At 51.5% G+C, this 11,409-nt stretch carries 13 protein-coding genes and 2 pseudogenes; 5 read left to right on the top strand and 10 right to left on the bottom strand.

Annotated features, from left to right (window positions below; all coding sequences use genetic code 11):
• From fdnG to fdhE, 4 genes are all read left to right on the top strand, one after another.
• On the top strand, positions 1–2,428 hold a 2,428-nt coding region (gene fdnG / locus EQY_RS0112690), incomplete at its 5' end, for a formate dehydrogenase-N subunit alpha (protein WP_000474361.1).
• A 12-nt stretch (positions 2,429–2,440) separates the two neighbouring features.
• A complete protein-coding gene (gene fdoH / locus EQY_RS0112685) occupies positions 2,441–3,343 on the top strand; it encodes a formate dehydrogenase O subunit beta (protein WP_000331377.1) in 903 nt (300 codons plus the stop codon).
• Positions 3,340–3,975 (top strand): formate dehydrogenase cytochrome b556 subunit, encoded by a 636-nt coding sequence (gene fdoI, locus EQY_RS0112680; protein ID WP_000829031.1) that lies wholly within the window; start codon positions 3,340–3,342, stop codon positions 3,973–3,975. Before fdoH ends, fdoI begins: the two co-directional genes overlap by 4 nt.
• Positions 3,972–4,901: a formate dehydrogenase accessory protein FdhE gene (fdhE, locus tag EQY_RS0112675; RefSeq protein WP_000027708.1), complete on the top strand. Its 930-nt coding sequence runs from the start codon at positions 3,972–3,974 to the stop codon at positions 4,899–4,901. The genes fdoI and fdhE overlap by 4 nt, the downstream gene beginning before the upstream one ends.
• A 215-nt stretch (positions 4,902–5,116) precedes the next feature.
• On the opposite strand, the gene EQY_RS0112670 is transcribed toward fdhE, so the two are convergent.
• From EQY_RS0112670 to EQY_RS0112655, 4 genes are all read right to left on the bottom strand, one after another.
• A complete protein-coding gene (locus EQY_RS0112670; protein WP_001251287.1) occupies positions 5,117–5,335 on the bottom strand; it encodes a ribbon-helix-helix domain-containing protein in 219 nt (72 codons plus the stop codon).
• Between the two features lie 418 nt (positions 5,336–5,753).
• On the bottom strand, positions 5,754–6,032 hold the full coding sequence (locus tag EQY_RS0112665) for a hypothetical protein (protein ID WP_032227001.1): 279 nt from the start codon (positions 6,030–6,032) through the stop codon (positions 5,754–5,756).
• A 61-nt stretch (positions 6,033–6,093) separates the two neighbouring features.
• Positions 6,094–6,306, bottom strand: coding sequence for a hypothetical protein (locus tag EQY_RS0112660; RefSeq protein WP_024212558.1), 213 nt, complete (start codon positions 6,304–6,306; stop codon positions 6,094–6,096).
• 84 nt (positions 6,307–6,390) lie between these two features.
• A complete protein-coding gene (locus EQY_RS0112655; RefSeq protein ID WP_000192901.1) occupies positions 6,391–6,645 on the bottom strand; it encodes a helix-turn-helix domain-containing protein in 255 nt (84 codons plus the stop codon).
• Between the two features lie 32 nt (positions 6,646–6,677).
• Between EQY_RS0112655 and EQY_RS0112650 the strand changes: the two are divergent.
• Positions 6,678–7,040: pseudogene (locus tag EQY_RS0112650) on the top strand (alpha/beta hydrolase fold domain-containing protein); the annotation flags it as partial.
• Positions 7,041–7,102: 62 nt separating this feature from the next.
• On the opposite strand, the gene fabY reads toward EQY_RS0112650, so the two are convergent.
• The 6 genes and pseudogenes from fabY to EQY_RS0112620 all read right to left on the bottom strand — a co-directional run.
• Positions 7,103–8,044, bottom strand: coding sequence for a fatty acid biosynthesis protein FabY (fabY, locus tag EQY_RS0112645; protein WP_001297068.1), 942 nt, complete (start codon positions 8,042–8,044; stop codon positions 7,103–7,105).
• Positions 8,045–8,088: 44 nt separating this feature from the next.
• The gene (gene dtd / locus EQY_RS0112640; RefSeq protein ID WP_000560983.1) at positions 8,089–8,526 is read right to left on the bottom strand and encodes a D-aminoacyl-tRNA deacylase; all 438 of its coding nucleotides are present in this window, start codon (positions 8,524–8,526) and stop codon (positions 8,089–8,091) included.
• Entirely contained in the window at positions 8,523–9,395 is an 873-nt protein-coding gene (locus EQY_RS0112635) for a virulence factor BrkB family protein (protein ID WP_000920722.1), read from the bottom strand. The genes dtd and EQY_RS0112635 overlap by 4 nt, the downstream gene beginning before the upstream one ends.
• Positions 9,389–9,988 carry a glucose-1-phosphatase gene (gene yihX, locus EQY_RS0112630; RefSeq protein WP_024212557.1) on the bottom strand — a complete coding sequence of 200 codons (600 nt, stop codon included), beginning with the start codon at positions 9,986–9,988 and terminating at the stop codon, positions 9,389–9,391. Before yihX ends, EQY_RS0112635 begins: the two co-directional genes overlap by 7 nt.
• Positions 9,989–10,128: 140 nt before the next feature.
• A complete protein-coding gene (locus tag EQY_RS0112625; RefSeq protein ID WP_010348285.1) occupies positions 10,129–11,016 on the bottom strand; it encodes an aldose 1-epimerase in 888 nt (295 codons plus the stop codon).
• Positions 11,006–11,395 (bottom strand): annotated as a pseudogene (locus EQY_RS0112620) (MFS transporter); the annotation flags it as partial. The pseudogene EQY_RS0112620 and the gene EQY_RS0112625, both read right to left, overlap by 11 nt.
• Positions 11,396–11,409 lie beyond the last annotated feature (14 nt).

The following is an 11,409-nucleotide window of genomic DNA, read 5'->3' as shown; positions in this document are numbered from 1 at the left end:
TGGTCGCGGTGCGATGACCAACCACTGGGTCGACATCAAGAACGCCAACCTTGTCGTGGTGATGGGCGGTAACGCCGCTGAAGCTCACCCGGTAGGATTCCGCTGGGCGATGGAAGCCAAAATTCACAACGGCGCGAAGCTAATTGTGATTGATCCTCGCTTTACGCGCACGGCGGCGGTGGCTGACTACTATGCCCCAATTCGTTCCGGTACTGACATTGCTTTCCTGTCAGGCGTTTTGCTGTACCTGCTGAACAATGAAAAATTCAACCGCGAATACACCGAAGCCTATACCAACGCCAGCCTGATCGTGCGTGAGGATTACGGCTTTGAAGATGGCCTGTTCACCGGCTACGACGCGGAAAAACGTAAGTACGATAAATCTTCCTGGACTTACGAACTGGACGAAAACGGCTTCGCCAAACGCGATACCACGTTGCAACATCCGCGCTGCGTGTGGAACTTGCTGAAACAGCACGTTTCCCGTTATACGCCAGATGTGGTTGAAAACATCTGTGGTACGCCAAAAGACGCGTTCCTGAAAGTCTGCGAATACATCGCAGAAACCAGTGCTCACGATAAAACTGCCTCGTTCCTTTACGCGCTCGGCTGGACGCAACACTCCGTTGGTGCGCAAAACATTCGTACCATGGCGATGATCCAGTTGCTGCTCGGTAATATGGGGATGGCTGGCGGCGGCGTTAACGCCCTGCGCGGTCACTCCAACATTCAGGGGCTGACGGATCTGGGGCTGCTGTCGCAAAGCCTGCCGGGTTACATGACGCTGCCAAGCGAGAAGCAGACCGATCTGCAAACCTACCTTACCGCCAACACGCCAAAACCGCTGCTGGAAGGCCAGGTTAACTACTGGGGCAACTACCCGAAATTCTTCGTCTCCATGATGAAGGCCTTCTTTGGTGATAAAGCGACGGCGGAAAATAGCTGGGGCTTTGACTGGTTGCCGAAGTGGGATAAAGGCTACGACGTCCTGCAATACTTCGAGATGATGAAAGAGGGCAAGGTCAATGGCTATATCTGCCAGGGCTTTAACCCTGTTGCCTCATTCCCGAACAAAAACAAAGTGATCGGCTGTCTGTCGAAACTGAAGTTCCTCGTCACCATCGACCCGCTGAACACTGAAACCTCTAACTTCTGGCAGAACCACGGTGAGCTGAACGAAGTTGACTCGTCGAAGATCCAGACCGAAGTGTTCCGTCTGCCATCGACCTGCTTCGCGGAAGAGAACGGTTCAATCGTTAACTCCGGTCGCTGGTTGCAGTGGCACTGGAAAGGTGCGGACGCCCCGGGGATTGCGCTGACTGATGGCGAGATCCTCTCCGGTATCTTCCTGCGCTTGCGCAAGATGTATGCCGAACAGGGTGGCGCGAACCCGGACCAGGTGCTGAACATGACCTGGAACTACGCCATCCCGCATGAGCCGAAGTCGGAAGAAGTGGCGATGGAGAGCAACGGTAAGGCGCTGGCGGATATTACCGATCCGGCAACCGGGGCGGTTATCGTCAAGAAAGGCCAACAACTTAGCTCGTTCGCCCAACTGCGCGATGACGGTACCACCTCCTGTGGCTGCTGGATTTTCGCCGGTAGCTGGACGCCAGAGGGCAACCAGATGGCACGCCGTGATAACGCCGATCCGTCTGGCCTCGGTAACACGCTGGGCTGGGCATGGGCATGGCCGCTTAACCGCCGCATTCTGTATAACCGCGCCTCCGCAGATCCGCAGGGTAACCCGTGGGATCCGAAGCGTCAGTTGCTGAAATGGGACGGCACTAAGTGGACCGGCTGGGATATTCCGGACTACAGCGCAGCGCCTCCGGGCAGCGGCGTCGGGCCGTTTATCATGCAGCAGGAAGGCATGGGGCGTCTGTTTGCCCTCGATAAGATGGCGGAAGGTCCGTTCCCGGAACACTACGAGCCGTTTGAAACGCCGCTGGGAACTAACCCACTGCATCCAAGCGTTATCTCGAACCCGGCTGCACGTATCTTTAAAGACGACGCCGAAGCATTGGGTAAAGCCGATAAGTTCCCGTATGTCGGAACCACCTATCGTCTGACCGAGCACTTCCACTACTGGACCAAACACGCGCTGTTGAACGCGATTTTGCAGCCAGAGCAGTTTGTGGAAATCGGTGAGTCGCTGGCGAATAAACTTGGCATTGCCCAGGGCGATACCGTGAAAGTCTCCTCCAACCGTGGCTATATCAAAGCCAAAGCGGTGGTGACCAAACGTATTCGCACGCTGAAAGCGAACGGCAAAGATATCGATACCATCGGTATTCCGATTCACTGGGGCTATGAAGGCGTTGCGAAAAAAGGCTTTATTGCCAATACGTTAACGCCATTCGTTGGTGATGCGAACACGCAGACGCCGGAGTTTAAGTCCTTCCTTGTGAATGTGGAAAAGGTGTAACGGAGACGACATATGGCTTATCAATCTCAAGATATCATTCGTCGTTCCGCGACTAACGGTCTGACCCCCGCGCCTCAGGCGCGGGACTTCCAGGAAGAAGTGGCGAAACTCATCGACGTCACCACCTGTATCGGCTGTAAAGCCTGTCAGGTGGCGTGTTCAGAGTGGAACGACATTCGCGATACCGTCGGCAATAACATTGGGGTGTACGACAACCCCAATGATTTAAGTGCCAAATCGTGGACGGTGATGCGCTTCTCGGAAGTGGAGCAGAACGACAAACTGGAATGGCTGATCCGCAAAGACGGCTGTATGCACTGTTCCGATCCAGGCTGTCTGAAAGCGTGCCCGGCGGAAGGGGCAATTATTCAGTATGCCAACGGTATCGTCGACTTCCAGTCCGAGCAGTGCATTGGCTGCGGTTATTGCATTGCGGGCTGTCCGTTCGATATTCCGCGTCTTAACCCAGAAGACAACCGCGTCTACAAATGTACGCTGTGCGTTGACCGCGTGGTGGTTGGGCAAGAACCGGCCTGTGTGAAGACCTGCCCGACGGGCGCGATTCACTTCGGTACGAAAGAGTCGATGAAAACGCTAGCGAGCGAGCGCGTGGCGGAGCTGAAAACCCGTGGTTACGACAATGCGGGTCTGTACGATCCGGCTGGCGTCGGTGGTACACACGTGATGTACGTGCTGCACCATGCTGACAAGCCGAACCTGTATCATGGCTTGCCGGAGAACCCGGAAATCAGCGAAACCGTGAAATTCTGGAAAGGCATCTGGAAACCGCTCGCGGCTGTTGGCTTTGCGGCTACCTTCGCGGCCAGTATCTTCCACTACGTGGGTGTCGGTCCGAACCGTGCGGATGAGGAAGAGAACAATCTGCACGAAGAGAAAGACGAGGAGCGCAAATGAAACGACGTGACACCATCGTGCGCTACACCGCGCCGGAACGTATCAACCACTGGGTAACCGCCTTCTGTTTCATCCTGGCGGCGGTGAGTGGGCTGGGCTTTTTGTTCCCGTCCTTCAACTGGTTGATGCAAATCATGGGCACACCGCAGCTGGCGCGAATTCTGCACCCGTTTGTCGGCGTGGTTATGTTTGCCTCGTTCATCATCATGTTTTTCCGTTACTGGCATCACAACCTAATCAATCGGGATGATATCTTTTGGGCGAAGAATATTCGTAAGATCGTCGTCAACGAGGAAGTAGGTGACACCGGGCGTTATAACTTCGGTCAGAAATGCGTTTTCTGGGCAGCGATTATTTTCCTGGTTCTGCTGCTGGTGAGCGGTGTGATTATCTGGCGTCCTTATTTTGCGCCTGCTTTCTCAATCCCGGTGATCCGATTCGCGTTAATGCTGCATTCATTTGCCGCAGTAGCGTTAATTGTGGTTATCATGGTGCATATCTACGCCGCCCTTTGGGTGAAAGGCACGATTACCGCCATGGTGGAAGGATGGGTTACCAGCGCATGGGCGAAGAAACACCATCCACGCTGGTATCGTGAAGTCCGCAAGACAACGGAAAAGAAAGCTGAATGAGTATTCGCATAATCCCGCAAGATGAGCTGGGTTCGAGCGAGAAACGTACGGCGGATATGATTCCGCCGTTATTGTTCCCTCGGCTCAAGAATTTATACAACCGCCGCGCCGAGCGTCTGCGCGAGTTGGCAGAAAATAATCCGCTGGGTGATTACCTGCGCTTTGCTGCGCTTATCGCCCACGCCCAGGAAGTGGTGCTGTACGACCATCCGCTGGAGATGGATCTGACCGCGCGCATTAAAGAAGCCAGCGCACAGGGTAAGCCACCGCTGGATATTCACGTCCTGCCGCGCGATAAGCACTGGCAAAAGCTACTGATGGCGCTGATTGCTGAGCTGAAACCAGAAATGAGCGGTCCGGCGCTGGCCGTGATTGAGAATCTGGAGAAGGCATCAACACAGGAGCTGGAAGATATGGCCAGCGCACTGTTTGCCTCTGATTTCTCGTCCGTCAGCAGCGATAAAGCGCCGTTTATTTGGGCTGCACTGTCGCTCTACTGGGCGCAGATGGCTAATCTGATCCCCGGCAAAGCGCGTGCGGAATATGGCGAACAACGTCAATATTGCCCGGTTTGTGGTTCTATGCCGGTGTCCAGCATGGTGCAAATTGGCACCACTCAGGGTCTGCGTTACCTGCACTGCAACCTGTGTGAAACCGAATGGCACGTAGTGCGCGTAAAATGCAGCAACTGCGAGCAGAGCGGCAAACTGCATTACTGGTCGCTGGATGACGAACAGGCCGCGATTAAAGCCGAAAGCTGCGATGACTGCGGCACTTACCTGAAGATTCTTTATCAGGAAAAAGAACCGAAAGTTGAAGCCGTGGCAGATGACCTCGCCTCTCTGGTACTGGACGCGCGAATGGAGCAAGAGGGCTACGCCCGTAGTTCCATTAACCCGTTCCTGTTTCCGGGTGAAGGGGAGTAATCTCTGACGTTTTCCGGGTGGCGCTGGTCGCCCGGATTACAGCTCATAGGGTGTGACGACACCTGCTATTCCCGCAAAATCTCTCGTATTTCGCGAGGCGTTTTCCAGATACGATGTAACAGTTGCAGTTATTATAAGTTCAAGTAAAACAGCCTCGTATTAATACCAGAATAAGGGCATCTGGTTTTTTATATTCAAGAATAAAAAAAATTTTGTCATTCCTTATGATCCTTACACTGATCATCAACACCTACTGTCTCACCCCTTTGCCTGCCACCCTTTGCTTTACGCACCGGGAATTGCTGACGCTCCAGATATTGCTCTATCGCTTCGCGCAAAATTGCAGATCGCGAAACCTTACGCCAGCCCCTGAGCTTATTCAGCCGTTTAATTGCCTCTTCTGATAAATGAAGAAAAACCGTATTCATCGCCATTTTCACCACCTTACATATATTTCTCATTAATGTATGTGCGAAAACTACGCCGAAAAATTAATTAACGAAAGGTGATCTTTGCATGTTGTTTTGTTTTTACGAGGCGGTTTCCAAAGATAATGTAACAGTTGCAGTTATTTCAATTGTTACTCAAAAATGGTTTAGTTATAGCCCAGGATGGTTTATTACTTTTAATTAAGCGGGGGCACATCTACAGAAAAGAAACAACAAATAATAAGGATGAATTATGGATGCGATAAATATTTTATATTCAAGAATATTTTTTTGATTGGGTCTTCATTTGCTTCACAGGATGGTGTACCCGAAAAAAGTCGGCATCTTTACCGCACCACGTTTAAGGTGAAATCTACCATCCATAACTGACCAGTCAGTGCTGCCACCAACTGGTCTTTGATTGCTAGTAGTAGTAAATTTGCGGATAACAGTCCGGGAACCAAACGATTCCGTCCGGATCATCCCCCCGCATCACTCTATAGCATTGGCGTCGATCATCGGCGCGACGACGAAGCGTAGTATAAAGGCGCTTCCATTCATGGTCGCCCGGTGTACTGTAGTTTACCCAACAATCCATTGAAGGATGACGCCATTTGCCTGTAAGTGTTGAGATCCCTGAATGCTTATGCGGCTTCGCTTTACCATTACGATCCCGGTCTTTACGCGTATTAAATGTGGACATTTTTAGTCTCCTGTTAAGAGTTCTAAAAATGTGCTTCCTTAAAATAGTTCATCATTTTCCCTTAATTCGCATAGCGTGCTTTTGCACGAATTTCCGACACGCGGGGACCATTATGATAGCGTCGATGCCCACACATCCAACAAGAACAAAGACAGGGAGTACGAAAGCAAACACCTGATGCTTTTAAGCTTCCATCGCCTGCTGTGCAATAACGACGGCGGATTTTTTTTAATCGCGCCATATGATGGCGACGTTCAGCACGATTACGGGTCATAGCAAAACTCCTGAACAGGCGGCACTATGCCGCTTTCATAGGAGCTCTGAATGCTGCTGCTTTCTGTATGGCATAACCATGCCTCTAACGGTTAAGTGCTTGCAGCACATGTTGCGGATCATTGGCAATCGCTCGCAGCAAAGCCTTTGCAGGCCCGGTCGGTGAACGCCGCCCCTGCTCCCAGTTACGCAACGTGTCTACGCTTACGGAAATAAGATCGGCAAATTTAGATTGTGACAACCTTGAAGCGTGGCGTATTTCTTTGATTTTCATAGCATCAATTTCAAAAGTCCGTGAAGGCTGTCGCGTTCCTTCAATAATTTCATTCATCTGGGTCATGCTGTGAGTCAACCGCTCAAAAGTGCGTTATCCTGCTTGATGCGACTGCGCATTTCGAAAGCTACATACGCAATGGTCACGATTACATCATCACACGCGATACTCTACTGAGTGGCTTTGAGATGTATCTGCCAGATATTGATCGCAAGCATCCTGACGCCAGCCCTCTTTGGCGCGATGATTTTAATGGCTTGCCGCCAGTTCATATAATTACCGCAGAATATGACCCGCTTTGTGATGAAGGCGAGGCGCTGTATCAGAGGATGACAGAGCAAGGCGTGCAATGTACCTGCCAACGCTACCTCGGGGTTATCCACGGATTTTTTCAGTTAGGGGGTATTAGCGAGGCTGCGCGATCGGCACTACGGGATGTTGCCTGGAGAGCGGGAAGGTAACTCCGGACCTGGGCACTGAAAAGGTTTTCAGATTGAAAACCTTTTCAGTGAAGTAAAACGTCCTACTCTTCTTCGTTCCCGCCCTCTTCATAAGGGCCAAATGGCTTAGCGGGAAGAACGATATACGTCCCTTCAAACACCGCACCAGGCGTCTCGTCGCCAAAGATTTCAACCTGCATTTGCACTCGCGCTTTGCGCCCGCGCGCCAGACGGTCGAGATCGCCACTTAACGCACCGAGGTCGGCTACCGCATGAGGTTTACCGCTAATCGGCTTGCTGTAACGAATATGCGCGTCAGCCAGAATAATCGTTCCGCCGAGATGGCGTTCGCGCAGCATCAGCCAGATAAGCCCCCAACCGGTGAGCGTTGCCAGCGAGAATAAACTCCCGGCAAACAGCGTATGATGCGGATTCTGATTGCCGGTTTCCGGCATGGTGGTGATAAATTTTTGCCCGGTATATTGCTGAATGCGCACGCCCATTTTTTCACTTAATGGGATGTGTTCATACCACGCCTGCTGGAGCTGGGCGCACCAGTCGCCGCGATGCAAAATGTCATCCAGAGTAGCGACGGGTTTAATCATCAAAAAATGACGAATAGGCGTGGTGGTGGGCGTGGTGATCTCCCCCTGATTCACAAACCCCAGCTTGGCAAAAAACTCCACCGCGTCTTCGCGGGCGCTACAGGTCACGCGCTTAACGCCTTCCTGGCGTGCTACCGACTCCAGGGTCATCGCCATCAGCGTCCCTAGCCCTTTGTCCTGCACGTCGGGATGAACGGCCATAAAACGGATGGAGGCTTCGTTATCGGCATTGATATACAGCCGACCTACCGCCACCAGATTACCCTGCTCGTCGACGACCATCTGGTGATGCGCCATCGCATCCCATGCGTCGCGTTCAGAACCTTTCGGTTGATGCAGGGGTTTACGCAACATCTCCCAGCGAAACTGATAGTAACGCTCTAATTCTTCTTCTGTTTGTGGAACCCGAAGGTGATACATAGCGATACTCTCTCTTGTTTCCCGTGACAACCCTGGAAGCTGGCTCATACCTGTAACCAGAATGTCACGGGGCCATCATTGACCAGCGATACCTGCATATCCGCAGCGAAGCGTCCTGTTTGCGTGTTCATCTCTTGCTGACGGCAGCGTTCGACGAAATAGTCATATAACGCCTCTGCGCGATCCGGTGATGCGCCTTTGGAGAAACTTGGGCGCATCCCTCGTTCGGTATCTGCGGCAAGGGTAAACTGGGAAACCACCAGCACACTACCGCCCGCCTGTTGCACGTTGAGATTCATCTTGCCTTCGGCATCGCTGAAGATGCGATAGCCGAGCACACGCTCGCACAGACGGTTTGCTTTCTGTTCGTCGTCATCCTTTTCGACACCCAATAACACCAAAAGTCCCGCGCCAATTTCGCCCGTCACTTCTCCCTCCACGGTGACGCTGGCACGGGTTACGCGTTGAATTAATGCAATCATGGTTCGTCGTCTTCTTCTTGTTCAGCAGCTTGTTTTAGTTTGCGGTATTCCCCGAGAGTGACAGTAATTTCCGCCCCAAGCAAGACGATACACCATGTCCAGTAGACCCAGACAAAGAGAATGGGGATCACTGCCAGTACGCCGTAAATGAGCTGATATGACGGGAACATGGTGATATAAAGCGCGAAACCTTTCTTCCCTGCTTCGAACAGGAGCGCGGCGACAAACGCGCCGACAATCGCGTCGCGGTTAGGTACGCGAATGGTGGGAACAACGCTGTACAGCAGCCAGAAGGAGATCCACGACAACAGCAGCGGAAAAATACGCAGCACATTATCGATAACGGTATTGAGCTCGCTCGCCCAGCGCAGGGAGAGCAGATAGGAGCTAATCGCCAGACTGGCTCCCGCCAGCAGCGGCCCCAGCGTCAAAATCATCCAATACACAGCAAACGAGTAAATTTTGGGACGCACCCGTTTACTGCGCCAGATGGCGTTGAGTGCACTATCGATGGAATACATCAACAATAATGCCGTGACGATCAGCCCACATGCCCCGACGGCGGTCATCTTGTTGGAATTGGCAACAAACTGTTCGATATATTGCTGGATAACATCGCCAGTGGCAGGTAGAAAGTTGGCGAAAATAAAATGACGCAACTGAATGCTGACGTCGGAAAACATGGGAAAAGCGGCGAAAAGCGCAAAAACAACGGCAACCAGCGGCACTAATGAGAGCAACGACACATAGGCAAGGTTACCTGCCAGGGTTGTCATGTTGTCCTCATTAATGCGTTGCCAGAGTAGTTTCAGCCAGGCCCATAGTGGACGAGTACGATGCCTGGCTTTTTCATGGATGGTTTTTAGCATAACACCTTCGCGAAATAGTCCGGGATGGTGGTTTTATCTTTCACCAGAATGCTGGTAATGCCTAGCTGATTAGCCCCTTCTATATTATCGGCGTTGTCATCGAAAAAGACGGTATCGCTGGGTGAAAAACCTTCTGCCTGTAAAACATGCTGGTAAATTCGCACTTCCGGTTTGCGCATACCCAAATCTTGCGACAGATAGATATGGTCGGCAGCATCACGGATTTCCGGGTATTCCTCCGGCCAGAAGGTGGTATGCAGGCGGTTAGTATTGGAAAGCACCACCACGCGATGCCCCTGTTCACGCAGTTTATGCATGATGTCGATCACTTCCGGGCGCAGCGCGACAAACACCGCCTGCCAGCCGTGGGAGAACTGTTCGTAACTTAGCGGTAAGGCCATCTCATGGCACAGTGCCTCTGCGAACGCTTCATCGCTAATTTGCCCGCGCTCATGCTGATGAAACGCCTCCCCCATATGAAAACTCTTCTTAAGCGTAGCCAGCGGAATGCGCGTTAAATCGCTCCAGGCTCCCAGCACACGGTTAAAGTCGATATCGACAATCACATTACCTAAATCAAAGATATAGAGCATTTTTGCCTCCTTTCTCGCCACAGGAAATTAACTGTAGCGGGAAAGGATGGGTTTGGCTATGTGGCAATAAGGGTAATCTTGTGATGCTGATTGCGAAAAAGCAGAGTAATTTCACTGGCTTTTTCGCAATAGATGAATGGTTAAGATTCAGGTGTAAATTGCCAACGAGTTTCGATGACCAGCGGCTTATCTGATGTCACCAATTCCGGCGTTAGATTTATTGCGTTAGGTGCCTGAGTAAGCGGATTAACACAGGTGGCATCGGGCTGTTTATCAAATACCACCAGACTGTTTGCAGAAGAGGTCATGGTCATCGTGAGTTTACCAGGCCACAGTAACTTAACCTTCACCCCGTCATAAAAACCAAAACAGTCATCCCAGGGACCAGCTTGAGGAGAGATGCGATTTCCAGTTGGCAGTTCATCACTACCCGCTTCCTCTTGCCAGTCCGCATCAAAAAGCACCTGCAACGATTCTGTATTTTGCGGAGTCAGCTTTTTCGCAAACCACGGATGCCAGCCTGCAGAGGCCGGGAATGTATCGGTATGTGAATGGATTTCCAGTTGCAAAACCAGCGCATCGTTCTCCAGCAAAAAAGTCTGAATCACTTCCCCTTGCCAGGGCCACGGTGAAGCCAGGGGCATACGTAAAGTCAGGGAATCTATTGTTTTGTCGATGATTTCCCACGTTGAGTAACAAGCCATACCATGCAACGCATGTGGTGGTTTATTGGCGGGTAAAGAATAACATTGCCCACCAGCATTCAGCGTCGCATTCCCCAGTCGCCCTGCCCACGGCACCATTGGGAAACAGCCATACTGAAAAGCTCTGCGCTGCGGCTGCCATTGGCGTAATACTTCAGAACCAAATGCCTTTAACGAGGTTATCCTGGCACCATCATGCGGATAAATCTGCAGGTGAATATTGCCTTTTTCCAGCGTCACTAACTCTCCTACAGGCCCAGGCCATGGCGCGTCAAACGCCTGTTGTAGCGCCAGGTAATGCTCGTTTTTTCGTTCAGTTTTCATGAGATTGTTCCCTGATGTAGCGGTAAGAAGCGGTTTCTTGTTCATCGGTCGGCTCAATCAGCCAGACGCAAACAAAGGAAAGAACTGAGACAGCAAATAAAAACAGAGCGACATACCACGGTTTTCCTCCCCCTAGCGCCAGCAAACTTGAGGCGATAAGGGGACTTAGTCCGCCAAGAATCGCGGAAAATTGATAAGCAAAAGAAAGGCCGGTATATCGTACTTTGGTACCGAACATGCGGGTGAAAAGTGTTGGCTGCACGGCAAACATCATCGTCGGACCTAAGTTGTAGCCGAGGATCATACTGCACCAGATGATGAGCGTACTTTTGCTATCCAGTAATAAGAAGAAAGGAAACGCGAACAGGGTGATGCTGCCAACTTACTGATTTA

The organism is Escherichia sp. TW14182 (assembly GCF_000208525.1).
GTDB lineage: Bacteria > Pseudomonadota > Gammaproteobacteria > Enterobacterales > Enterobacteriaceae > Escherichia > Escherichia ruysiae.
Note: the sequence above shows the minus strand (reverse complement) of the source record. Positions and strands in the feature narration are given on the sequence as shown.